We start from the raw sequence: 23,607 nt of genomic DNA, 5'->3' as shown, positions 1-23,607 counted from the left end.
AGGTAAACACACATGCCCGGCAAGACCTTCTTCGTCGACCTCGCCCGGTGCACCGCATGCCGTGGTTGCCAGGTCGCGTGCAAACAATGGAAGCAGCTTCCCGCTGAACAGACCAAGAACACGGGTTCCCACCAGAACCCGCCCGACCTGTCCGCCATCACCCTCAAGGTGGTGCGCATGAAGGAAGTGGGGGGCCGCGACGACTTCAAGTGGCTCTTCCTGCCCGACCAGTGCCGCCACTGCGTGGACGCGCCCTGCAAGGACGCGGGCGACGGCATCGTCAAGGACGCCATCACCCAGGACAAGGAAACAGGCGCGATCATCTTCACCGAGAAGACCAAGGGCCTGCCCTTCGATACCATCAAAGGCGCCTGCCCCTACGACATCCCCAGGCTGGACGCCAAGACCAAGGTCATCAGCAAGTGCGACATGTGCAACGACCGCGTCCTCTCCGGTCAGTTGCCAGCCTGCGTGAAGACCTGCCCGACCGGGGCCATGAACTTCGGAGAGCGCGACGAGATGCTGGCCATGGCCAAGAAGCGTTTCGAAGAGCTCAAGAAGACCAACCCCAAGGCCGTGCTGGTGGATTATGACCAGGTGCGGGTGGTGTTCCTGACCGAACACGCGCCCAACCTGTACCACAAAACCCTCATGTCGGATGCTGGCGGGCCCAAGATGTATACCCGCCTCGCCGCCCTGGACAAACTGCTGGGACCCGTGCGCCAGGCGCGGGGCTAGCAAGAGAACGGCCACCCCCGGCCGCCTTGGAGGCGGCCGGGGGTTTTCGACCCCCCATCGAATGCAGGACGTTTCTCTTCCACATGACGGCGGGCCGGACACGCCGACCGATTCCGAGCGGGACTGGACCTCCCACCACAGGAACCGGTCGGGTCCGGTCCGCCGTTTCTGATTTTCTGCGGCAGCCATGCCAACCTGCTGCCGCCTGCTTTCTTTTCCCGGCGGCGGCAATTGAAAGTGGAAGCTCGCGCTATTCTGAGGTATGCTTCCGAATACAACACCTGTGAGGCCCCAATGAAAGCCGTAGCCTTCCTTCCTCTTCTCATTCTTCTGCTGTTCTCGTCACATGACGTTTTCGCCTCCGGCGCCACCACTTCGGCGGACATGAAGCCTTTGCCCGTGGGACAGACCTTCCCGGACGTCACCTTCGCCGGGCCGATCCTGGAAAAGGAAGCCAAGGAACTCGGCGCGGGAGCCGGGGGCAAGCCCTTCACGCTCCAGCAGACCAAGGCCCAGGCAGTCATCCTGGTGGTCTTCTCCATGTACTGCCCCTTCTGCCAGAAGGAGGCCCCGGAGCTGAACAAGATGCACACGCTCATCAAGTCCAAGGGGCTTTCCGGCAAGATCAGGCTGGTGGGGCTGGGCGCGGGCAACTCCCCCTTCGAGGTGAACGTGTTCCGCGAGAAGTTCTCCACCCCCTTCCCCCTGATCCCTGATCAGGACTTTGCGGCCTACAAGCTGCTGGGGCAGGTGGGGACGCCTTTCTACTACGTGCTCAAACGCCAGGGTGACGGCTTCGTCATCGTGGACACCCAGCTCGGCTGCGTCACCTCGGCCGAGGCCTTCCTGAACACCGCCCTGGAGAAGACCGGACTTTCCAAGGAGAAATAAGATGCCCGTGGGTTCCGCATCCGCCCTGCGTTTTTTGGCCGCGCTCACGCTTTGCCTGGGGCTGGCCGCGCTCCCGCACTGGGAGGCGCACGCCCAGGGCTTGCCCGCAAAAACTCCGGGAGCTCCCATCCCCACCGCCCTCATCTACCAGCCGGGACAGCTGAAGCCCGTGGACAGCCAACTAGCGGTCAAGGTCGGGGACAAGGCCCCCGACTTCGACCTTCCGGGCATTAACGGCAAGCGCGTGGCCCTGGCCGACTACCTGGGTAAGAAGAACGTGGTGCTCTCCTTCATCCCTGCGGCCTGGACCCCGGTCTGCTCCGGCCAGTGGCCCGGCTACAACTTCGCGCGCGAGGTGTTCGAATCCAGGGATGCGGTGCTCATCGGCATCAGCTGCGACAACATCCCTTCGCTCAACGCCTGGATTGTGGAGATGGGCGGGGTGTGGTTCCCGGTGGCCTCGGACTTCTGGCCACACGGCGGCCTGTCCAAAAAGTTCGGCGTGCTGCGCTCGGACGGCACGTCCGAGCGGGCCATCTTCATCATCGACAAGCAAGGCGTCATCCGGTTCATCGACGTGAGCGACATCAACCTGCGCCCCGACCTGGGCAAGGTGTCCCAAGCCCTGTCGAGTCTGAAATGAGCGCATGGCAGGACAGAACCACAAGGGACGGTTCCGGCTGCGGGCTTTTGCGCTTCCTGCTCCTGACGCTCCTGGCGGGCCTGACCGCGCTGCTGGCCGCCTGCGAGCCAACGCCCCCTCCGGCTCCCCAGACCGGACGACAGGGGGTCAGCGCCACGGAGATCCGCATCGGGGCCAGCCTGCCCCTCTCGGGACACGCAGCCTATCTGGGTCAGGAGACCCTGCGCGGGGCAGCCTCGTACCTGGCCCACGTCAACGCGCGCGGCGGCGTCCACGGGCGCACCATCTCGCTCATCACCCGCGACGACGGCTACGATCCACCCCGCTGCGTGGACAACACCCAGCGCCTGATCATCGAGGACCAGGTGTTCGCCCTGTCCTGCTACGTGGGCACGCCCACAACCACCAAGATCCTGCCCATGCTGGTGGAGGCCAGAATCCCGCTGGTGGGGGCCTTCACCGGAGCCTACGACCTGCGCGTGCCGTTCCAGCGCTACGTGATAAACGTCCGCCCCTCCTACTACCAGGAGACGGCCTCGGCCGTTGAGCACCTGGTGGAGGACCTGGGCCTGGAGCGCATCGGCGTGTTCTATCAGTACGACGCCTACGGCTTCGACGGCCTGAAAGGCGCGGAGCTGGCCCTTCGCGGCTACAGCATGGCCCCGGTGGCCAGAGGCTCCTACGCGCGCGGCACCATGGACGTGGAAGAGGGGCTTGCCAAGATTCTGGAGAGCAAGGCCCAGGCAGTGGTCATCATCGGCACATCCGCACCCTCGGCCAAGTTCATCCAATTGGCCATGGAGCGAAACCCTGAGCTGGTCTTCTACGCGGTGTCCTTCGTGGGCGCTGAGGAGATCGCCCGCATGCTCGGCCCCCGCGAGAAAGCCCGCGTGCTGGTCTCCCAGGTGATGCCCCCGCCGGACCTGCCGGAAACCCGCGCCCTTCTGTGGGGCGTACGCGAATACGAGGATCTGTTGCGCCAGTCCTTCCCCGGCCACGCGCCCACTGCGGTTGGCCTGGAAGGCTTCATCAACGCCAAGGTGCTGGTGGAGGGGCTTCGCCGGGCCGGGCCGGACCTGGACCGGGAACGCTTCATCGATTCCGTGGAGTCCATCAGGGATTACTCGCTGGGACTGGCCAACACCCTGGCCTACGCTCCGGGTGACCACCAGGGCCTGGAGCGTGTGTACTTCACCAAGCTGGAGGAAGGCCGCTTCGTGCTGGTCACGGACTGGTCCAAACCCTTCGCCAGCCGGAACTGCCCGTAGGGCTGCGACCATGATGCCGTTCCACGCCCGCGCCCGTTCCCGCGCGCAGCGCTCCGTCGGCGCGGGCCTTCTGACGCGCGCCCTCCGGCGGAGGCTGCCATGATGCTCACCCGTGTGCGCAAGCTGAGCCTGCGCAACAAGATATTCCTGGCTACCGTGGGCGTGGTGCTGCTCATAAGCGGAGTGATCGCCCTTCTGGCCAGGGGCATCCTGGTGAACAGCCTTTCGCGCGAGCTGGAACTTCGCGGCACGGCCATCGCACAGTCCATCGCCGAGCGCGGCGGCGGCTACATCCTGGACAAGGACCAGCCGGGACTGGTGGCGCTCATCTTCGACGCCGCGCAGCTTGGCGAACGCAAAGCCCTGGTGGCCTACATCTTCCTCACGGACAACGAGGGCCACCTGCTGGCCCACACGTTCATCCGCCCGTTCCCCAAAGAGCTTCTGGACACCCGCAACCCCAGCGACAGCCAGGAGTCCCTGTCGCGCCCGGTCAGCGTCGAGGGCTACGACGCGGTGGACATCTCCGTGCCCATCCAGGAGGGCATCTACACTCTTGGCCGGGTTCACGTCGGCCTCAAGCAGAGCCACATCGACACCCTCGTAGGCAAGCTGCGTCTGACATTCTTGGGCTTCATCTCCCTGGTGGTGGTCATCATCTTCCTGATAGCCCTGGGGCTTTCCGGCTATGTGGTCAACCCGCTCTCCAAGCTGACCAAGGCCGCCGAATCCATCAGCCGTGGCAGGCTCGACCAGCCCCTTGACCTGGGAGGCCCCCCCTGGAACCCCGTGGAATGCCCGGCCTACGGCGACACCGACCTGCCCTGCTGGCACCTGGACGAGCTCGGCCCCGACCGCGACCTGCCGCCGCGCACCTGCGACCCCTGCAAGTTCTACCGGAAACGAAGCGGCGACGAGGTGGTCCAGCTGGCCGACGCCTTCGCCAACATGGTCTGGTCCATCAAGCTCTACCGCCACCGCCTGCGCGAGTCCGAAGAGCGCTACCGCCCCCTTTTCGACGCCAACCCCGACCCCTTCCTGGTGCTGGACGTGTCCTCCAGGCGATTCCTGGACGCCAACCCGCGCGCCCAGGAGCTCTACGGCTATACCAAGCGCGAGTTCGGCTCCATGACCATCACCGACATCGAGCCCCCCGACAGCTACGTGGGGGTGCAGCGCTTCCTGCAGGACGGCGGGCCAGGAGACCACGTATTGTACGCCAAGGCAGGACACGTCACCCGCGGGGGCAAGGGCATCTTCGTGGACATCCACGCCACCATGGCACACTACCGGGGCAAGGACGTGGTCATCTTCTCGGCCACCGACGTGACCGGGCTTGTGGAAAAGGACGCCCAGCTCATACAGGCCAGCAAGATGAAGACCCTGGGCGAGATGAGCGCGGGCATGGCCCATGAGCTGAACCAGCCCCTGAACGCCATCAAGCTGGGCAGCGACTTCCTGAAACTGGCCGCCGAAAACAACCTGGACCTGCCCCGCGAACGCTTCCAGCAGGTGGCCTTCGAGATGAGCGCCCAGGTAGACCGCGCCGCAGGCATCATCTCCCATCTGCGCGAGTTCGGCCGCAAGTCCGAGCTCATCCCCGACGCCGTGGACATCAACACGCCCGTGCGGGGGGTATTCACCATCATCGGCAAGCAGCTGGCCCTTCAGAACATCACCGTGGAGCTCGACCTGGCCGAGAACCTGCCCCCGGTGCTCGCCCACTCGAACCGCCTGGAGCAGGTGCTTTTCAACCTTGTGGTCAATGCCCGTGATGCAATACTGTCCTCCCAGCGGGACGTGGCGGAAATCGGCATCCGGTCCTACATGGAAGACGGCTCAGTGGTCGTAAGCGTGTCGGACACGGGATGCGGCATTTCCCCCCAGGACATGCGCAAGATTTTCGAGCCCTTCTTCACCACCAAACGGGCCGGTGAGGGGATGGGGCTCGGCCTGGCCATATCCTACGGCATCATCAAGGATTACGGGGGGGAGATTCAGGTCGGCAGCGAGGTGGGCGAAGGCACCACCTTCAAGCTCCTGTTTCCGCCCTCTCAACGCGAGGCAACATGACACAGGTTCTGGTTATCGACGACGAAAGGCCCACGCTGGCCATGTTCGAGCTGCTCCTTCAGGCCATGGGCTACTCCCCGGTGTCCGCCGATTCAGGAGAACGCGGCCTGGAGATCTTCGAAAGCGGTGATTTTCCCATCGTGCTGACCGACATCAAGATGCCCGGCATCGACGGCATGGAGGTGCTCTCGCGCATCAAAGCCAGCCGCCCGGCCACCGAAGTCATCGTCATCACCGGACACGGCGACGTGGATCTGGCCCTGACCGCTCTCAACCTGAAGGCCGCCGACTTCATCGACAAGCCCATTTCCCAACCCGCGCTGGCAGGTGCGCTCAGCCGCGCCGACGAGCGCATCAACCGGCGCGAAAAGGCCCAGCCCGCCTCGGTGCTGCGTGAAACCGAGGGCGTGCGCGTGCTGGACATCGCGGGCAATCTTTCCACGGGCCTGGACGACGTGGCGCTGGAACTGGCCGCCACCATGCGCGGCGGACCGCTGCTGGTCACGGTGTCCGAATGCGCCTCCATCAACGGGGCAGGCATCGCAGGGCTCACGCGCATCATCCACGAACAGGCCACGCGCGGCGGAAAGACCGCCCTCGCCTGCAAACCCCAGAACTTCCGCCGCGTTTTCGAGGCCGCCGGGCTCACCGTGCTGGCCAGCCTGCACGCCAGCGAAGAGGACGGCCTGCGCGAGCTTCTCGGGTCGAAATCCTCCTGAACCCCTCAATGCGCTTGATAATTATTTTTTTTATTGACGCTCCTTTCAATTCCAGCTACCGCCGCCTTTAGTTGCGCTCGCGCTTGCAGGGCCTCGCTTTGGCGGGGGGGACAGGCCCCCAGGCGCGTGAGAACATCCTGAAATGCGTTTTTCTGGTTCCGGAGTGCGTGTTTCTGGTCGCGGACGCCTCTTTCGGGGCGAATGCGATGCCGTGATGGATGAAACGGCCAGGCAGGGTGCCGGGCCGATTGCGGTAACCTCTTGAAGGAGCATTTTTGAGTATGGTGACGAACATTTACGTCGGGAACCTGCCTTTCAGCGCCTCCGAAGACCAAGTGCGCCAGATGTTCGAGGCCTACGGACAAGTCAACTCCGTGAAGCTCATCAACGACCGTGAGACCGGCCGCCCCCGCGGCTTCGGCTTCGTGGAAATGGACGGCGGCGCCGCCGAGGCCATCCAGGCCCTGAACGGCGCCGACTGCGGCGGCCGCACCATGAAGGTGAACGAGGCACGCCCCCGCGAGCGCCGCGAGCGCTGGTAACAGGAGAAGCGCAACGCGCTTCGCTGTTCTGTTTGAACACATTGGAAACGGCCCACTCCTTCGGGAGGATGGGCCGTTTTTTCTTTTTTGCCGGGGGAGTGAGGCGTGAGGCTGAAACGTGAGGATAGGAGAATGGGGGGGTAGCCCAGGACGAGAGGGGGTGTTTGTTGGAAGATGGCCTCCGGCGGCCAAAGGGCTCCGCCCTCTGGACACCCTTACGGGTTCGTAGTGGTCGTGATTTTGAAGAGATGGCGCGGGGGTGGGGAAAAACGCGGCGCGCTCAGCACTCGTCGAGGGGGCGGAACGCCAGGGCGATGCGGGTCAGTTCGTCCTGCATGTCATGGTCGCGGTGGTTCCAGCGAAATTCCATTTCCTTGAGGTACAGCGGGAACTTCTCGGCCGAGACGCCTTGCAGGCGGCCCAGACGAGTTTTCAGAAAGGCCCAGAACCCGCCGTCCGCATCGAGCGGCATGTTCTCGTCCTTGGCGCGCAGCGCCTGGGTGATCCACTCCGGCCCGCCGCAGCACACCAGCCCCAGATACCCCCGCATGGGGCCGGTATAGACAACCGAGCCCACCCGCGAGGTCTTCAGGCGAAAATGCAGTTTGAAAAGCGTCAGGTCCGCCGCGTCCACATCCGGCACCAGGTCCACGAACACCCAGTTCTCATTCTCCATGATGCCGAAGACCGGCGGCCAGGAACCCGGCCTCCCAGGAGAAAGCGCCTTGCGGATCTGCCGGGCGTCGATGGCCTGGGCCAGGATGGCCAGGCGCAGGGCGTCCATGGCCTTGTAGACCGTGTTGTAGGCCACGCCCAAGGCTTGGGCTGCCTCCTTGACCGGGGTTTCCTCCGCGAACAGGGCCAGAAGGTCCAGCCACTTGGCGCAGGTCAGCCCGCCGATGCCCATGAACCGCCCGGTGAGCTCCTGGAAGGTGTAGCCGCACGCGCCGCAGCGCATCCGGCCCGACCCCAGCCGGTACACCTTCTCCGCCCGGCAACGCGGGCATCCGGCGGCCCCGATGTCGCGGCAGATGGCGGCCACCAGCTCGCGCGCCTCGGACTCCGACAGCCCGGAGTACCCTCCGGAGGCTGACGCGCCTCCTGCGTGCAACGCGCCGGACAGGCCGGTCTCCTGCGGTGTGGCTGGACGTTCGATCATGGCTTCATCCTCGCACACCACATAAACCGGCAGGCCCGGCGCATCAAGGGGATACCCGAAGCATCCCGGACGGTTTCGCGAGTCTTAAAACCCCCAGGCCGAGGCGGTAGGCCGGATGAAGCCCTTCTTCACTGCCAGGATGTCCAAGGCCAGCGACTCCAGATCATCCAGGGCCGGAAGGCTCGGGCGGTCGAATTCGCGGAAATCCGTGGTCTTGATGTAGCCCATGCAACTGGTGCAGGCGTCCACCCGGTAGCCTGGCTCCTCGTCGGCGGTGAAGAAGGGGAGCTTCTGGGCGTCTCGCTCCTGGCAGTAAACGCATTGCAGGCGGAAGGAGCGGTAGTCGGCCCGGCAGAAGGAGCAGGAGTTCACCCGCACGCCTTCCTTGGTCACCAGGGAGGAATGAAACGGCAGGCTGCCGCACAGCGGGCAGGTTCCCTGATCCCAGGTCCGGTTTTCCGGCAGCAGTTTGGAAATGGACTCGGCCAGGGCCATGATGCCCGGCGTCAGGCTGGACTGGGCCAGAAAGTTGAGCGTCCTGGGCGCGTTGGGGGTGCGCTTGGCGAACTCGGCGAAAAAGCCCGCGTCGTTTTTGATGAAGGCGTCGAAAGCGTCGCGCATCAGCTGGTCGCCCTGCTCCCGCACCAGCCCGGCGGCCTGGGCCATGGGGCCGCCCATGCCGGAGAGCGCCTCTGTCAGGCGTCCGTAAATGCCCGCCGCCTGCTCCCTGTCGCAGACGAAAGCTTCGCGCGCCAGCAGGGGCGCACCTTGCAACACCTGATCCACGGTGGCCAGCAGCTCTCGCGGAGCCTCCACGGCGGGAGCGTTCGCGCGGGCTTCGTTCTGCAGATTCATCACTATTTCCACCAGAGTGAGAAGCTGGGCCGGAATATGGGGCTTCTTGCGCAGATCGGCCATCTTGCGCAGCGCCCGCTTCTGTTCACTCTCCAGGGAATCGAACATGGTCACCTCGCCGGGTTATGAATCCAAGAACGTGTCGAACGACCGGGAAAAGAAATTCATGGCACAAGTCGGACGATCGAGTCCAGTCGCTCGGCCTTGCTGGCATTCTGACACAAAACACCAGCCGCCGCCAGGGCGGCCCAACTCTCAGGGTGATGAGGCCCCAGGCCTAGCGCCCGGCGAACTTCACGGCCACGCGCGCGCCCGCGTCCAGACCGGAGAGCACCTGCGTGCGCTGCAAGCCGCGCACCCCGAACACCGGCCGCACCTCGACCGCTGCGCCGCGCCCGTCGTCCACGTATACCCGGCGCTTGCCGCCCTGGGCCACCACGGCCTCGTTGGGCACCGAGAGCACCCCGGTCAGGTTCTCCACCTGCACGAAGCACTGCACGTTCATCTCTGGTCGCAGGAGCAGCCCGGCCTGCTCGCCCAGAAGGGCCACGGCCGGATAGTAGAGCACCTTGTCCACAGGTTCGGGCACGGGCGAGACGCGCTCCACCTTGGCCAGCATCACCTGCTGCTTCTGCGAGGGCATGAAGAACCGCACCGGCATGCCGGGACGCACCCCGGCGGCGTCGGCCTCGTTGATGTAGATCCAGAGTTCCAGGAGCCTGGGGTCGATGAGCGTCAGGATCTTCACCGTCTCCACCTCGGCCACAACCAGCTCCCCCTCCTGGGTGAGCACCTGGCCGACGATGGCGTCCATGGGGCTTTCCACGCGGGTCATGGACAGGAAGGCGTCCACCTGGGCCACGGCTGCCTGGGCCTCGTCCACGGCTTTGGCGGCGCGCTCCTGGTCGTGTTGGAACTCCTTCTCGATGCGCCCCAGGACCGCGCGGCCCTGAACGACAGACTGGGCGGAGGACTTGGCGTCGCGCTGGGCGAGGTCCAGGTCGGACTGGGGGATGTGGCTGGAGTCGCGCAGGGTCTGGCGACGGCGGTTAAGTCCCTGGGCGTATTCGTTCTTGCCCTGCTCCGCGCTCAGGGAGGCCCTGGCCTCTTCCAGGCGCCTGGGCCTCTGGGCCTCGATGCGGGCCAGTTCGTTGCGTGCGGCGTCCAGCCTGGCCTGGGCCTGCCTGCGCTGGGTCTGGAGTTCGCGGTCGTCCAGCTCGGCCAGCAGCTGCCCGGCCCGCACCACGTCCCCGGTGCGCACGTGCATCTTGAGGATCTGGCCCTTCAGGCGGCTGCCCACCCGGATGAAGGCCTTGTCCCTGGCCCGGATCACGCCCTGGGCCTCCACCACGCGCACCACGTCGCCCGGCCCGGCCTCGCCCCACTCCAGGACCTTGGGGCCGCGCGGGGCCTCCGCCTCGGAACCGCAGGACGCAGCCAGGACGAGCAGAAGAAACAGGAACGGTCGGTACGGGATGCGCGCGGATGTCGCGCACGTGAAGGACATGCTCTTCAGAAATGAAAACAATACATTCAAACAAGTATCCTCATAACAAGTATATGTTTATTATGAGGACGCCGCACGAGGCGTCAGGCCACGGTCCGGACAATCCGGCCCTTCTCGGACTGTTCGGCAGGAGTTCCCGCCGCCTGCTCCAGAACGGCGGAGACCACCGGCGCGGCAGCCGCAGCCCTGAAGCTGTCGGCCTGGGCCTTGGCGATATTCTCGTTCGCCCGATCGGCGATGTGCATGCGCGCATCCAGCGTCGTGCTGGTGACTTCTTCAACCTTCATGGTCCTCTCCGAGTCAAGTCGTGCGATAATTCCCCATCGGCACGGGCTTGGCAAGCCCCAGGGCGGCCTTGCCATGAAAGGCCGCACGCGCTAGAAAGGCTTCCCCCTGACAGGATGCCGAAGCGATCCTGCCGGGAGCATATCGGAGCATCTCAATGTTTGGCTTTCTGCGCACACTGAAAGAAAAAGACATCAATTCCACCAAGCTGGGAAAACTTCGCAATTACAGCCTGGCGCGCGGGGAGCGCACGCTGTCCTTCCGGGGCAGGCTCCTGGGCTTCTACCACGCCGAGGGCGACGCGCTGGAGGTCTCCGCGCAGGACAAGACCCTGCTGGAAACCATCGCGATTTTCAGGACCCGCACCCGCTACCTGATCTATTACCAGATCCACCACCACAACAACGAGCACCTCTCCGGCAGGCAGGTCCACATCCACGTCACCGAAGACCTGGACGGCGCGGCAGCCTTCATCGACGCCATGGTCTACCCCAACAAGCGCGCCTTCGCCGACGGCGTCATCGAGGACGCACGCTCCACGGACGCCCTGGTCAAGGAACGCTGAGCAGCCTTCGCCGATTGCCGGGGCAACCGCCCTGTTCCCACCAGCGGACATCTGAACACGCGCGCCTTGCGGAAGAAATTCCGGGAGGCGAGTCCTGACGCGGACTATTTCGCCGTCACGCGTCCTCGCAGGGCCGACCTGTCCAGCTTCTGCGGCGCGATGCCCGTGAGCTTGGTGACCTGCAACTCCCCCGTAGACGAGACAAAGGCGACTCTGCGGCCCTTATCGCCACCCACGTCCATGAAGCCCGGATGCAGGCGGCGTCTGCCCAGAGTCTCCAGCGCCGCCGCCACGTTCTTGCGGCCCACGCCGCTGTTCTCGTCCACCAGGCCGTTGGCTCCGCCCACCAGGCTTATCTCCAGGGTGGCCGGACGCACGCCCAGCTGCTCGAACCGATCCAGCACATGGGCGATGGCCGTGTCCACGAACGTGTACACCGTGAAGGTCCGCACGCTCTGCCAGTCGTCCTGGCAGGGCAGGAAGGCGTGGAAGAACGCCCCGATCCTTTTCGCGCGGGAATAGAACACGCCCCCCAGGCACGAGCCCAGGACCGTCAGCGCCAGCGTCGGCTCCAGATAGACCCCCCCCTCGGACACCTTGAGGTAAGCGTATTGGCATTCGGGGTGGCGGTGCCGGATATCCTTCATGGTTTCCGCTCCTTGAGGCGGAGGCCTGGGCTGACAACGCATGTTCGTAAAAATTACGAAAAAATATCATTTCACGCTGTTTGGCTTGTTAGCACCATCCCCGGCGAGGGACAACGCTCTTGACGCGCCCGTCCCCTTCGGGCCAACTGTCTTTATGAGCTTATCTGCGGCAAATGGAAACAAAACTTACAAGGATCATCCGCATCCGTCGAATTCCAATGCAGGCAACATAGCGGTCGTTCTGCCTGCATTGCTTTTCGCGCTGCTCGTGGCTTTCGCAGTTGGCGGCTGCGCGCCGCACGTCTCCCTGGTGCGGGTGGAGGCCCGGGCCGACCCGGAACTCTTCGAGCCCACCGAGTTCGCCATCCTGCCCGGCCAGAAGGACGAGGATACCACAAGCCACGCCTATGTGCTGCATTCGCGGGCCCTGGCCGCCGAGCTGGTCCGCCAGGGCTTCACCCAGGCCAAGACCAGGGACACGGCCCACGTCTACATGACGCTGCGCTTCGGGCTGGTGGGGGAGGAGGTTCCGCATCAGGGCATGGGCCTCGACCACCTGTTCGTGCTGGACATCGAGGCCGTGGACGCCATCGCCGCCCGCGCCGGACGCGCGACTCCCTCTCTCTGGAAGGTGACGGCCACGGCCCACGGCCACCTGGACCAGCGCGAAACCGTGTTCAAGTCGCTGCTGGCGGCCAGCGCGCCGTTTATCGGCAAACAAGGCGAGGCGGACCTGCGCGTGCACCGCGACCCCACCGCCGGGACCTACGAATTCATTCCCCGCTAGGACGGAGCGCCTTCCCTCTTCAGCCTGTTCCGGCGATGCTCATACAGTTGCGGACATGCATCACGGGACGAGATCCGCCTCGTGAAGAGCGCGCCCCTGCCTCGCCCGTACGCAGGCGCGGGTGTACGGCTTTGTATGTGTCCCGCATGAACGCGGCGGGTGCTGGCGAAGTCCAGACACTTGCGCTATGCTGTCTGGATGGACGCAGTGATAGAGGCCGTGGGCCTTCGCAAAAACTTCGGCGGGTTCATGGCCGTGGACGGGCTGGACATGCGCGTGACGCGCGGCCAGGCCTTCGGCCTGCTCGGCCCCAACGGGGCGGGCAAGACCTCCACCATCCGCATGTTGTACGGTTTCTCGCCCAAGACGGGCGGGGAGCTCACCGTTTTCGGCCTGGACGTGGCCACCCGCTGGCGCGAGATACGCGCGCGCATCGGGGTCTGCCAGCAGGACAACGCCCTGGACCCGGACCTCACCGTGGAGCAGAACCTCCTGGTGTTCGCCGGGTACTTCGCAATTCCCCGCGCCGAGGCCAGACGCCGCGCCGGGGAGCTGCTCTCCTTCTTCGCCCTGGAAGCCAAGGCCAAGGCAGGCGTGCGCGACCTCTCGGGCGGCATGGCCCGGCGTTTGATGCTTGCGCGCTCGCTGGTGAACAGGCCGGAGCTGCTCATCCTGGACGAGCCCACCACCGGACTTGATCCCCAGTCTCGCCATCTGCTCTGGGACCGCCTGCACGAGCTTCGCCAGGGCGGCCTGACCATCCTCATCACCACCCACTACATGGAAGAGGCGGCCACGCTCTGCGACGAGCTGCTCATCATGGACCACGGGCGCGGGCTTGTGCGCGGCACTCCCGCCGAGATGATCGCCTCCCACGCGGGGCGCGCGGTGCTGGAGATCATGGACCCCGGCCACGAGGCCAGGGACAGGGTCGCCGCGTCCGGGCATGATTTCGAGGACTTCGGGCGCAGGCTCCTGGTGTTCGCGGACACCTTCGACGAGCTGGAGGCCTTGCGCCAGTCGCTGCCGGAATCCCCATCAGTAACCCGACCCGCAAGCCTGGAAGACGTGTTTCTGCGCCTCACCGGCAGGGAGTTGCGCGAATGAGCTTTTTGTCGAATCTTTCCTGGCGGCTGTGGCGGGTGTGGATGCGAAACCTCATGGTCTACCGCCGCACCTGGCAGGTGAACTTCATCCCGCCCCTGGCGGAACCGGCCCTGTACATCCTGGCCTTTGGCGCGGGCCTGGGCTCCATGGTGGGCAGCCTCAAGGTCGGCGGGCAGGAGGTGGCCTACACCGCCTACATCGCGCCGGGTCTCATCGCGGCGTCGGTGATGTGGCAGTCCTTCTACGAGAACACCTTCGCCTCGTTCGTGCGCATGTATTACCAGAAGAGCTTCGACGCCATGCTGGCCACGCCGCTCTCGCTCGAGGACGTGATCACCGCCGAAATCCTCTGGGGAGCCACCAAGGCCGTGGTAGGGACGCTGCTCATGGGAGTGGTGATCTGGGCCTTCGGGCTGATCAGCATGCCCCAGGGGCTGTGGCTGGTGCCGCTGTCGATACTGGGAGGGCTGGCGTTCGGCAGCGTGGCCATGTGGCTGACGGGCATAACGCCCACCATCGACATGTTCAACCTGCCGATATTCCTGTTCGTTACGCCCATGTTCCTGTTCTCTGGGGCGTTCTTCCCGGTGGACGGGCTCCCGGCCTGGGCTTCGGGGCTGGCGCAGCTTCTGCCGCTGTACCACCTGACGCAGGCCTGCCGCGCCGTGAGCCTGGGGCAGGCGGGATGGTCCGTGGTGGGGAATGCGCTCTATCTGGCCGCGTTCACGGCGGTGTTCTATCCTATGGCCGTGCGGGCCATGCGGGTGCGGCTGATCAAGTAGATTCAGTCCATTCCAAGATGAATGAGGACAGCGCCTTCGATCGATTCGACCAAGTCCGGGGGGAGTTGACCAAGTTTGCGAATGAACCGTGACTGGTCCAGCGTTCTGATCTGGTCGGCCTTTGCCTTGGAGTCCTTGGGGAGCCCCCCTGCCCCTAAGGGAAGGAACACCTCGTAGGGCCAAACGTTATCAAGCTTCTGCGAGGTGACGGGAACCACCGTGGATGCGCCGGAACGACGGTTGGCGACATCGTTGGAGACGACCACGACCGGTCGCGTTTTCGCCAATTCCCGCCCGATGATGGGGTCCAGGGCGGCAAGCCAGATTTCGCCGCGCTTAATACTCCTCATCCCAACCTTCCAGGTCGGCGGCCTCGAACTCCTTGCACAGGGCCAAACCTTCCTCCCTGGTTGCTGCGTACCCCTCCTCAAGCTTTTTAAGGAGCAGTTCCTTCTTCAGCCGAAGTAGGCTCTCTTCGATCGCCTGGGCGATGAAGGAGCTTTTTTTGCGGGGGCCGACCACGGATTCCAGTTCTTGAAGCAGGTCGGCGGGAAGAGTTACGTTCACACGTGTCGTTGTCTGAGGCATGGTGCACCTCCCGGAGAGCCACACCCCCAATACTCCTCGCTGTGCGCATAGTCAATGCGCACAGCGAGGAGTTCGTTTGCTCACACTTGCCGCAAGGATTCAAAACCTGTGGTTACTTTTTCCGAGGGGGCGTTTTCTTTTCAATGCGACGAGATCGTGACGGATTCACATAAAGCATTTCAACCAAACTTTCTGCGATATCAACAACATCAGCAACAAGCCATTTATCTGGCTTAAACCCACGGTGCGTCACGGCACTCCCGGCGTCCAAAGCTCTTTTAATAATATCTTTTTGAATATCCGATATAAAGCCAGCTCGGGCAAACTCAGTGACATTCTCGTAAAAAGTCCCTTTGTCTTCTATTTTCTCAAGAATAATATGTTCAACCAGAGAGCGGACACCCATCACAGCGAGTCTAGGCGCATCATTTTGTAGACATATATAAACCTCATCAAGAATTTCCTTGATATTATCTATCCCAAAATTCAATGAGAACGAAATATCATCCATCCACCTGGGCTTTCTCCTTGACATTGACGGAGGATAATATGTAGTACTTATGATCTCCTGTCCAAATTCATCGCGATCCTCAGAAAAGGAGGACCTGTGACGCATTGAAATCTTGTCACACCCACAGCATTTAAGCACCTCATAACAATCCCAATATTCAAACGAACTATATTCATCAACCTCCTCTTTATCCAGAACCTCCTCCTTGTGCAGTAGGAAATGATTCCTCACGCCTCCACAATTATTGCAATGGGATTGTATGGGTTTATTCGCATTATCATTCATGCCAATCACCTTCGCTAACTATCTAAACACATCCGCAAACTAACCCATCACCCGCTTCTCGGTAAGTTCCACGATCTCGCGGGCTTCCGCCAGGGAGTTGTCGCGGTCGTAGGCCGCGCGGGCGGCGTCGTAGGCCTGGTCCCAGCGCCCCATCTGGTAGAGCACCCGCGCAAGCGACACATACGTCTTGGGGTGCGCGCCGAAGTTCTTGAGCGCCTCGCGCAGGAGCGTCTCGGCCTTGGGCAGCTCGCCGATCTGCTTGGCGGCCTCCACGGCCAGGGCGAAGGCCTGCGCGTCCTTGGGATTTATCTCCATGGCCTTTTCGGCGAAGCTCAAGACGTCCGGGTGCAGGCCCGCCTCGGCCAGCAGTTTGGCCGCGTTGGTATAGATATTGGGTTCGGCGGGGTTCTGCTCGCACACGGTGTTCAGGATGCGCCGGGCCGAGGGCAGGTTTTTCTCGCGCAGGCTCTCGCGGGCCTTGTCGAAGGCGTTGGCGATGCGCCCCAGCCGCTCCTGCACCTGGGTTTCCAGTTTTTTTCTTTCCTGCGCCTCCAGATGCATGGCCAGGGCGGACAGCGCCAGGGCGAACTTGGCCTCGGTGCCCCGTGCGTACTTGAACGGCCCTTTTATCTTGGCCTTGATGTCCTGCACCAGTTCCAGTTCCCGCAGCATGTCCATCATGAGGACCTCAAGCTCGAACTTGGCGCGCCCCATGATGGTGGTGCTCGAGGCATAGCCCTCGAAGGCGCTGGCCCCGGCCCGGAGCGCCTTTACTGCCATGAATCGCCGGGCGTAGCCTGTCGCTCGGGCGATATCCTCCTTGACGGATTTGGCGGTGCCCCCGCTCATAAAACGACTCCTGTATGACTTCGGACAGTAAGTTTCGCACAGTCTTTAACTCCGCCGCATCTCCAGGGCAAGCCGATCCAGGCCGCGCTTGTCATTTCCTCCGGGTTTTGCCACAACGGGCCAGGGGAAAGCCCCGTAATAAAACACATGAGCACCCCCGGCGCCCTCGACACGAAACTCCTCCTCCGCACGTATCTGCGTTGTTATTTCGTGGGTGCGGCCTTCAATACGCGCGGCTTCCAGACCATCGGGCTGGCCCTGGCCATGGAACCGGGGCTGACCGCCCTGTATCCTGACCCTGCCGCGCGCCGCCGCGCCTGGGCGCGCTACATAAAAATCTACAACACGCATCCCTTCTGGACGCCCTTCCTGGTGGGAGTGTTCCTGGCGCTCGAGTCGCGCATAGCGCGCAAACAGTTCCCGGACACCATGCTTGATCAGGTGAAGAGCACGGTGGTCTTCACGCTCTCTGCCGTGGGCGATTCCTTTTTCGGCGGAAGCCTGACGGTGTTCTGGGCGCTGGCCACGGCCTGCCTGCTGACGGCGGGGCAGACCTGGGCGGCCTTCGCCCTGGGGGCGCTGATGTTCGCGGCGCTGAACGCCTTCAAGCTGGGTACGTTCATCCTGGGCTACAAGCACGGCTTCGCGGCGCTCACGCGTATCCGTACCTGGGATCTGGTGAATTGGGGGCGCAGGCTCAAGGTGCTGAACGCGGCATTGCTGGTAATGCTGTGGACGCTGGCCTGGCCTGCAGGCATGTCCGCGACTGCCTGGACCATCGGAGCGGCGGGGGTAATCGGTCTGGCATACGCGGCGGGACGGCTCAGGCTCAACCGGGAAGCGCTGGTAGGGCTGGGCATTGCGGCAGGTTTGTTTTTTCTGTGGATTCGTGTATGATCAAACGCTTTTCACGGTGATACCCAATGCCCGACATACATTCCCCCCCCGCTCCGCCCGTCCGGGACGACAGCCCGGACTGCTGCGTCCGTCTGGTCTGCGTGATGAACGAACAGGGTCTGCACGCGCGCCCGGCGGCCAAGCTGGCCCAGACGGCCCTGCGCTTCACGTCCGACGTCTCCATCACCATGGGGACCCAGACCGTTGACGCGAAATCCATCCTGGACATCCTGACCCTGGCGGCAGGCAACGGGGCCAACCTCGAACTGCGCGCCCAGGGCTGCGACGCCCAGGAAGCACTGGACGCACTGGCCGACCTGTTCAAAAATCGTTTCCAGTAAGGCGACCATCATGGCACTCGCCACACTCTCCTGCATCCCGATCTCCGCTGGCATCGCCATCGGCAAGGCATATTTCATCAACCGCTCCAACTTCGGGCAGGTGCCGCGCCAGGCCCTGGCCGAGGATCTGGTGGAGGAGGAGGCCGCACGCCTCAAGGACGCCTTCGCCCACGCCAAGTCCGATCTTGCCGCCATCCGGGAGCGCGTGCCCGCTGAACTGAAGGACCACGCCCTGATCATCGACTCCCACCTGATGATCATGAGCGACCCCAAGCTGCAAGGCTCGGCGCTCAACCACCTCACGACCCTTCGCATCAACGCCGAATGGGCGCTGGAGAAGGCCGTGGCCGACCTGGAAGAGGCCTTCAACGCCCTGGACGACCCCTATTTCCGCGAGCGCGCCCAGGACGTGCGCCTCGTGGCCGACCGCGTGCGCGCCCAGCTCATGGGCCAGAAGGTGGACTTCAAGACCCTGGGCAGCCGCGCCGTGCTGCTGGCCCACGACCTGACCCCCGCCGACACCGTGGAGCTCCAGGTGGACAAGATCATGGGCTTCGCCACCGTGCAGGGCGGCAAGACCTCCCACGCGGGCATCCTGGCCAAGTCGCTGGGCATTCCCGCCGTGGTGGGCGCCGGAGGCATGGAAGAGGTGGTGCAGGACGGCAACCTGGTCATCGTGGACGGCCTGAAGGGGCTGGTGCTGGTGGAGCCCGACGAGGACGAGCTGGCCCGCTACGGCGACCTCAAGTACCAGTTCGAGTCCTACCGCGCGGGCATCATCAAGAACTGCCACCTGCCCGGCGAGACCATCGACGGCTACCGCATCAAGGTGAAGGCCAACATCGAGCTGTACGAAGAGGTGGCCCAGGTCATCGACAACGGCGGCGACGGCATCGGCCTGTTCCGCACCGAGTACACCTACCTGAACCGCACCGTGCTGCCCACCGAGGAAGAGCTCTTCGAGCACTACCGCGACCTGGCGGACATCCTCTCCCCCAGGCGCGTGATCCTTCGCACCCTGGACCTGGGCGCGGACAAGTTCATGGCGCATTTCGGACGCCTCGAGGAGCAGAACCCGGCCATGGGGCTTCGCGCCGTGCGCTTCTGCCTGCGCCACAAGGGCCTCTTCAAGACGCAGATACGGGCCATCCTGCGCGCATCCGTGGTGGGCAACATCTCCATCATGTTCCCCATGATCTCCGGCCTGAAAGAGCTTCAGCAGTCCATCAACCTGCTGCGCGAGTGCCAACAGGAGCTGCGCAAGGACGGGCTGGCCTACAACCCGGAGATGCCCGTGGGCATGATGGTGGAGCTGCCCTCCGCCGTGATGACCGCCGAGATCATGGCCAAGGAAGTGGACTTCTTCTCCATCGGCACCAACGACCTGATCCAGTATTCCCTGGGCATCGACCGCACCAACCGGCACGTGTCCTATCTGTATCAGCCGCTGCACCCGGCCGTGGTGCGCTCCATCAAGCACGTGGTGGACGCCGCGCACCAGGCAGGCATAGAGTGCAACCTCTGCGGCGAGATGGCCTCCGACCCGTTCTGCATCCCCATCCTCATGGGCATGCAGATAGACGCCGTGAGCCTGAACCCGCAGACCATCCCGGCCATCAAGCACATCATCCGCCAGACCACCATGGACGACTGCAAGAAGCTCCTGAAACAGGTGCTGGACAGCCCCACCGTGGCGCGGACCAACCAACTCGTACGCGAGACAATCTTCCAGAAATTCCCGGACCAGCTGTCGTTCTTCTATTCGCTGCTGGATTCCGAGGAGGGACCCTCTCAGTGAGTGCACACGCTGGCGACTCCATAAAGATCATCGCCGTCAACAGAAAAGCCCGCCATTACTACGAAATCCAGGACACAATGGAGGCGGGCATGGTGCTGACCGGCCCCGAGGTCAAAAGCCTGCGCGGCGGCAAGATCAACTTCAAGGACGGCTACGTGCGCTTTAGCGGCAACTTCGAGGCGTTCTTGTGCGGAGTGCATATCAGCCCGTACGAGAACGCGAGCAGCGACCAGGACCCGGACAGGGAACGCAAGCTGCTGCTGCACGAACACCAGATCCGCACCTGGAAAGCCAAGACCGAACAGAAAGGCCTGACCGTGGTGCCGATGAAGATTTATCTGAAGCGCGGCAAGATGAAGCTGGAGATCGGACTGGCCAAGGGCAAGAACGTCCATGACCGGAAAGATGCGTTGAAGGAGAGGGATTTGGATCGGGAGGCGAAGAGGGAGAAGGATAGGTATAAGTAGTACACCTGAACGACCGGACAGGGGTCTGCAATGCCTTTACAATTTACACCAAGCACACTGGCAGACGAGTTGACAGAACTCGTCGAGAAACTATCTGAATACAATTTTGAATCAGAAGACCTTGAATCATACTTGGGCGGCATAAAAGAGCCTGATGATTATGAGGAAACAATCGACGAGTCCTCTGTATTTTGCTTCACTCTTCCATACGCAGACACAACAATAGACATCAATACCGCGCAAATTAGAAATCTCGCAGAAGAGTTAAGCACTGCAAAACTTGAGGGCGGGCTAGAATGTCTCACTTCAAGGCGATTTTTCCTCAGGGTAGCCCTCATATTCGACGACCAAAATCCTCTTTGCGGGCACCTTTTTTATCACACACCAGAAGAATCCCTTTCTATAGAATTTACGGACAATGGGAACAAAATAACGTGCAAGATTGTTTCGGGAATCACTTTATTCAATATCATGGTCGCGAGGCACATGCACTATGACAAATACCTTCCGCCATCCCTAGCGGAAGAGTTCTTTGTCGAAGTATCCTTTTCAAATCCGATCGCTTTTTCGGATGCCCGGAAAATTGCCCATTCGTATCTTTTCGAATTATACTCAAGCTTAGACCTCACCCTTGAGCCAGACCCAAGGCCGGAATTTTTCCAAGTACCCGAATATGACGAACCGTTAGATATCAGCGAGATACGGATTAGGAGACCAATCCTTGGTAAAGGGATTTCCGAAGTCCAGTCGCTGTACATGAAAGCTGCATATGCGGACGACCCTGAAATACAACTATTATTCTATGTAAAGGTTATAGAATTCATTTCGCAAACCGTAATCCGCAAAGAAACAAACGAAAGAATATTACTAAAACTACATAGCCCCGACGCATTGCACCCGAACTCTATATTCGTGAAAAACCTTGAAGACGCATTTGACGAATTAAGATCACTAAGAAAGGACAAGGCTGCGATCCGGCAAACCCTACTTAATTGCTGCGATTTCTCTGAAATACTAAATCATCTACCTCCATTCCCAGCAAAAAAGATTGGAAAGTCGCGTGGCGACGAAGCCGTAAGCGTTCTCTCCAATATTATTGTTTCCACAAGAAATGACATAGCACACGCAAAGACGGGATACACTCCGACAGGTTTCGAGTGCCCAGCAAATGAGCTGGGTGGCCTCTGCAAAGTTTTAAAAATATGTGCCAGACAAGCCATCTACTGGTTCAAAGATCAAGGCGATAACTTGAGAATGGTATAGAACTCAAATGAGCAACATTCACCCTGAAGAGTCAAATACAGTTTAAAGCTCTCGACATCCGCCCCTCGCCAACAGAAAAGGCCGACAACGACGCTCCCGCGTCGCCGCCAGCCCTCACACCTGCCCGCGCAGCAATCCCTATGACTTCGGCTGTCCCGGCTTTACATCCTTGTCGTCGTGGTCCTTGCCGTCCAAATGTCCGAGTTTGTTCTTCTCCTTGTAGTCGTGCCACTCGTCATGGGTGATGCCGCCGTCGCCGTTGGCGTCGGCCTTCTTGAAGTCATCCGGCTTGGAGTTGGGGAAGAACGCGGCGAACTCGTCCGCCGTCACCTTCTTGTCCTTGTTGGCGTCCATGTCCCCGAAATGTCCGTTCAACTGCGCGTGCGACGCAACACCCACCAGAGTCAGCAGCAGAGCGATCACAAGAATCTTCATCATATCCCCCTCGGGCGGTCCTGGTATAGTAAGCCTTCCTATCAATCACACGTATTGTTGTCACACGCAACAAAGAATAATCCCGACCTCGTGAGTATAACTCACTTTTCAGCATTGCCGCCCATCCAGTCCGCCCAGGTTCCACAGACCCACGCAATGCACACACCTGCCCGCCAGCCGCCTCCGCGCTTGTCCAAACCCGCAAAGTGGCCTAATCCCATAAGCATACGGGCTTCACCCATCGCCACAGGAGGCCACATGTCCACTCGTTACGACGCCGTCGTCATCGGTTCCGGCGCTGCCGGGGGAACGGTCGCGCGGGCCCTCAAGGCCGAGGGCCGCACCGTGGCCATGATCGAGGGCGGCGACTTCGGCGGCACCTGCGCCCTGCGCGGCTGCGAGCCCAAGAAGGTGCTGGCCGAGACCGCCCACGCCGTGGCCCGCATTCGCGACATGCAGGCCCAGAACGGCGTGCAGGGGGCCGTGTCCATCCACTGGCCCACCCTGGCCGCCCTCAAGCAGCGCTATGTGGACAGCGTGCCGCCCCGCGCCGAGGCCTCCTATGAGATGTCCGGCATCGACCTCTACTACGGACGCGCGCGTTTCACCGGGCGCGACTCCGTACAGGTGGACGGCGAGACGCTGGAAGCCTCGCACATCATCATCGCCACGGGTTCGCGCCCGCGCGCCCTTAACTTTCCCGGCGCGGACCTCGTGTCCACCAGCGACGACTTCCTGAACCTGAAGGAGCTGCCCGCGCGCATCGCCTTCATCGGCGGCGGCTTCATCTCCATGGAGTTCTCCCACATCGCGGCCATCGCCGGGGCCAAGGCCACCGTGGCCGTGCGCGGGGAGCGCTGCCTCAAGCGCTTCGAGATCGATCTGGTCCGCCAGCTGTGCACGGCCACCTCGCAACTGGGGGTGGACGTGCTGTACAATGCGCCGCCCCACTCCATCGAGCGCACCGCAGGCGGCCTGCTCTTGCGCCTGGGCCCAGGCGGCGAACAGTCCGTACTGGCGGACCTCGTGGTCCACGGGGCGGGCCGCGTGCCCGACCTGGACGGCCTGGACCCCGCCGCAGCCGAGATCTCCACCCAGGGCGGCCAGCTGGTGCTGGACGAATACCTGAAGACCACCAACCAGCGCGTCTACGCAGCAGGCGACGCGGCAGGGCGCTACCAGCTGACGCCCACTGCGGTTATGGAGGGGCGCATCGTGGCCGCCAATATCCTGCGCGGCGACCACCGAAAGCCCGATTATTCCATCATACCCAGCGCGACGTTCACTCACCCCACACTGGCAGGAGTGGGCCTGACCGAGGAAGATGCCAAAGCCAAGGGGATCGCCTACGAGGTGAAGACCGCCATCGGGCTCACCTGGTCGGAGCTGACCCGCCTGGGCGAAAGCCACGGCGGCTACAAGGCCGTCCTGGAGCCCGCCAGCGGGAGGCTCCTGGGCCTGCACTACCTGGGCGAGGACGCCGAGGAGGTGGTCAACGTGGCGGCCCTGTGCATGCGCCAGGGCTTGACCGTTGCCCAAATCATGGACATGGTTTGGGCATACCCGTCCTTCGGGTACACCCTGCGCTACATGCTGGGGTAGGTT

The 23,607-nt window shown here is 62.6% G+C and carries 27 protein-coding genes; 17 read left to right on the top strand and 10 right to left on the bottom strand.

Translation table 11 applies throughout. The annotated features are described in order from the left end of the window. The first annotated feature begins 12 nt into the window (after positions 1-12). From G453_RS0101820 to G453_RS0101790, 7 genes are all read left to right on the top strand, one after another. Positions 13-738 (top strand): 4Fe-4S dicluster domain-containing protein, encoded by a 726-nt coding sequence (locus tag G453_RS0101820; RefSeq protein WP_027189660.1) that lies wholly within the window; start codon positions 13-15, stop codon positions 736-738. A 294-nt stretch (positions 739-1,032) separates the two neighbouring features. Next, the gene (locus tag G453_RS21830) at positions 1,033-1,629 is read left to right on the top strand and encodes a peroxiredoxin family protein (RefSeq protein WP_051271426.1); all 597 of its coding nucleotides are present in this window, start codon (positions 1,033-1,035) and stop codon (positions 1,627-1,629) included. A gap of 1 nt (position 1,630) precedes the next feature. Beyond that, positions 1,631-2,272 (top strand): peroxiredoxin, encoded by a 642-nt coding sequence (locus G453_RS21825; protein ID WP_084502037.1) that lies wholly within the window; start codon positions 1,631-1,633, stop codon positions 2,270-2,272. Beyond that, positions 2,269-3,540 carry an ABC transporter substrate-binding protein gene (locus G453_RS0101805; protein WP_051271424.1) on the top strand — a complete coding sequence of 424 codons (1,272 nt, stop codon included), beginning with the start codon at positions 2,269-2,271 and terminating at the stop codon, positions 3,538-3,540. Before G453_RS21825 ends, G453_RS0101805 begins: the two co-directional genes overlap by 4 nt. 99 nt (positions 3,541-3,639) lie before the next feature. Next, positions 3,640-5,613 (top strand): ATP-binding protein, encoded by a 1,974-nt coding sequence (locus G453_RS0101800; protein ID WP_407635544.1) that lies wholly within the window; start codon positions 3,640-3,642, stop codon positions 5,611-5,613. Further along, positions 5,610-6,332: a response regulator gene (locus G453_RS0101795; protein ID WP_027189657.1), complete on the top strand. Its 723-nt coding sequence runs from the start codon at positions 5,610-5,612 to the stop codon at positions 6,330-6,332. The genes G453_RS0101800 and G453_RS0101795 overlap by 4 nt, the downstream gene beginning before the upstream one ends. 281 nt (positions 6,333-6,613) lie before the next feature. Continuing rightward, on the top strand, positions 6,614-6,874 hold the full coding sequence (locus G453_RS0101790; protein ID WP_027189656.1) for an RNA recognition motif domain-containing protein: 261 nt from the start codon (positions 6,614-6,616) through the stop codon (positions 6,872-6,874). Between the two features lie 280 nt (positions 6,875-7,154). Here the strand turns inward: G453_RS0101790 and G453_RS21820 are convergent, their stop codons facing one another. The 4 genes from G453_RS21820 to G453_RS0101770 form a co-directional block, all read right to left on the bottom strand. Then, positions 7,155-8,033: a transposase gene (locus G453_RS21820; protein ID WP_051271421.1), complete on the bottom strand. Its 879-nt coding sequence runs from the start codon at positions 8,031-8,033 to the stop codon at positions 7,155-7,157. Between the two features lie 84 nt (positions 8,034-8,117). Continuing rightward, the gene (locus tag G453_RS0101780; RefSeq protein ID WP_027189655.1) at positions 8,118-8,996 is read right to left on the bottom strand and encodes a formate dehydrogenase accessory protein FdhE; all 879 of its coding nucleotides are present in this window, start codon (positions 8,994-8,996) and stop codon (positions 8,118-8,120) included. A 169-nt stretch (positions 8,997-9,165) separates the two neighbouring features. After that, the gene (locus G453_RS0101775; protein ID WP_156920756.1) at positions 9,166-10,395 is read right to left on the bottom strand and encodes an efflux RND transporter periplasmic adaptor subunit; all 1,230 of its coding nucleotides are present in this window, start codon (positions 10,393-10,395) and stop codon (positions 9,166-9,168) included. A gap of 83 nt (positions 10,396-10,478) precedes the next feature. Next, the gene (locus G453_RS0101770) at positions 10,479-10,682 is read right to left on the bottom strand and encodes a hypothetical protein (RefSeq protein WP_027189653.1); all 204 of its coding nucleotides are present in this window, start codon (positions 10,680-10,682) and stop codon (positions 10,479-10,481) included. A 155-nt stretch (positions 10,683-10,837) separates the two neighbouring features. Between G453_RS0101770 and G453_RS25890 the strand changes: the two genes are divergently transcribed. Continuing rightward, positions 10,838-11,245, top strand: a complete 408-nt coding sequence (locus G453_RS25890) for a hypothetical protein (protein WP_027189652.1) — start codon at positions 10,838-10,840, stop codon at positions 11,243-11,245. Positions 11,246-11,349: 104 nt separating this feature from the next. Here G453_RS25890 and G453_RS21810 read toward each other — a convergent pair whose 3' ends face one another. Next, the gene (locus G453_RS21810; RefSeq protein WP_051271418.1) at positions 11,350-11,892 is read right to left on the bottom strand and encodes a chemotaxis protein CheD; all 543 of its coding nucleotides are present in this window, start codon (positions 11,890-11,892) and stop codon (positions 11,350-11,352) included. Between the two features lie 268 nt (positions 11,893-12,160). On the opposite strand from G453_RS21810, the gene G453_RS0101755 reads away from it, so the two are divergent. The 3 genes from G453_RS0101755 to G453_RS0101745 all read left to right on the top strand — a co-directional run bounded on the left by G453_RS0101755 (position 12,161) and on the right by G453_RS0101745 (position 14,568). Further along, a complete protein-coding gene (locus G453_RS0101755; protein ID WP_156920755.1) occupies positions 12,161-12,679 on the top strand; it encodes a hypothetical protein in 519 nt (172 codons plus the stop codon). Between the two features lie 198 nt (positions 12,680-12,877). Next, the gene (locus G453_RS0101750) at positions 12,878-13,786 is read left to right on the top strand and encodes an ABC transporter ATP-binding protein (protein ID WP_027189650.1); all 909 of its coding nucleotides are present in this window, start codon (positions 12,878-12,880) and stop codon (positions 13,784-13,786) included. Next, on the top strand, positions 13,783-14,568 hold the full coding sequence (locus G453_RS0101745; RefSeq protein WP_027189649.1) for an ABC transporter permease: 786 nt from the start codon (positions 13,783-13,785) through the stop codon (positions 14,566-14,568). The genes G453_RS0101750 and G453_RS0101745 overlap by 4 nt, the downstream gene beginning before the upstream one ends. A gap of 2 nt (positions 14,569-14,570) precedes the next feature. Here the strand turns inward: G453_RS0101745 and G453_RS0101740 are convergent, their stop codons facing one another. From G453_RS0101740 to G453_RS25885, 4 genes are all read right to left on the bottom strand, one after another. Beyond that, the gene (locus tag G453_RS0101740; protein WP_051271416.1) at positions 14,571-14,918 is read right to left on the bottom strand and encodes a type II toxin-antitoxin system PemK/MazF family toxin; all 348 of its coding nucleotides are present in this window, start codon (positions 14,916-14,918) and stop codon (positions 14,571-14,573) included. Further along, positions 14,905-15,156, bottom strand: a complete 252-nt coding sequence (locus G453_RS0101735; RefSeq protein ID WP_027189647.1) for a ribbon-helix-helix domain-containing protein — start codon at positions 15,154-15,156, stop codon at positions 14,905-14,907. Before G453_RS0101735 ends, G453_RS0101740 begins: the two co-directional genes overlap by 14 nt. A gap of 112 nt (positions 15,157-15,268) precedes the next feature. Continuing rightward, a complete protein-coding gene (locus G453_RS28305) occupies positions 15,269-15,667 on the bottom strand; it encodes a DUF4145 domain-containing protein (RefSeq protein ID WP_051271413.1) in 399 nt (132 codons plus the stop codon). A 324-nt stretch (positions 15,668-15,991) separates the two neighbouring features. Beyond that, a complete protein-coding gene (locus tag G453_RS25885; RefSeq protein WP_051271410.1) occupies positions 15,992-16,801 on the bottom strand; it encodes a tetratricopeptide repeat protein in 810 nt (269 codons plus the stop codon). Positions 16,802-16,948: 147 nt separating this feature from the next. On the opposite strand from G453_RS25885, the gene G453_RS0101720 reads away from it, so the two are divergent. Genes G453_RS0101720 through G453_RS27690 form a run of 5 tightly spaced genes read left to right on the top strand, consistent with a single transcriptional unit; the run spans position 16,949 to position 21,567 of the window. Continuing rightward, complete coding sequence (locus tag G453_RS0101720) at positions 16,949-17,698, top strand: PTS system mannose/fructose/sorbose family transporter subunit IID (protein ID WP_027189646.1); 750 nt, start codon at positions 16,949-16,951, stop codon at positions 17,696-17,698. A gap of 26 nt (positions 17,699-17,724) precedes the next feature. Further along, a complete protein-coding gene (locus G453_RS0101715) occupies positions 17,725-18,039 on the top strand; it encodes an HPr family phosphocarrier protein (RefSeq protein ID WP_043643930.1) in 315 nt (104 codons plus the stop codon). A gap of 10 nt (positions 18,040-18,049) precedes the next feature. Next, complete coding sequence (gene ptsP, locus G453_RS0101710) at positions 18,050-19,837, top strand: phosphoenolpyruvate--protein phosphotransferase (RefSeq protein WP_027189644.1); 1,788 nt, start codon at positions 18,050-18,052, stop codon at positions 19,835-19,837. Further along, positions 19,834-20,304 (top strand): SsrA-binding protein SmpB, encoded by a 471-nt coding sequence (gene smpB, locus G453_RS0101705; RefSeq protein WP_027189643.1) that lies wholly within the window; start codon positions 19,834-19,836, stop codon positions 20,302-20,304. The genes ptsP and smpB overlap by 4 nt, the downstream gene beginning before the upstream one ends. A gap of 30 nt (positions 20,305-20,334) precedes the next feature. Beyond that, the gene (locus G453_RS27690; protein ID WP_156920754.1) at positions 20,335-21,567 is read left to right on the top strand and encodes a hypothetical protein; all 1,233 of its coding nucleotides are present in this window, start codon (positions 20,335-20,337) and stop codon (positions 21,565-21,567) included. A gap of 138 nt (positions 21,568-21,705) precedes the next feature. Here the strand turns inward: G453_RS27690 and G453_RS28300 are convergent, their stop codons facing one another. Further along, positions 21,706-22,005 carry an EF-hand domain-containing protein gene (locus tag G453_RS28300; RefSeq protein WP_043643927.1) on the bottom strand — a complete coding sequence of 100 codons (300 nt, stop codon included), beginning with the start codon at positions 22,003-22,005 and terminating at the stop codon, positions 21,706-21,708. Positions 22,006-22,260: 255 nt separating this feature from the next. On the opposite strand from G453_RS28300, the gene G453_RS0101695 reads away from it, so the two are divergent. After that, positions 22,261-23,604, top strand: coding sequence for a dihydrolipoyl dehydrogenase family protein (locus tag G453_RS0101695; protein ID WP_027189642.1), 1,344 nt, complete (start codon positions 22,261-22,263; stop codon positions 23,602-23,604). Positions 23,605-23,607 lie beyond the last annotated feature (3 nt).

It is taken from the genome of Fundidesulfovibrio putealis DSM 16056, from assembly GCF_000429325.1.
GTDB lineage: Bacteria > Desulfobacterota > Desulfovibrionia > Desulfovibrionales > Desulfovibrionaceae > Fundidesulfovibrio > Fundidesulfovibrio putealis.
This window is presented reverse-complemented; position numbering and strand designations above follow the sequence as displayed.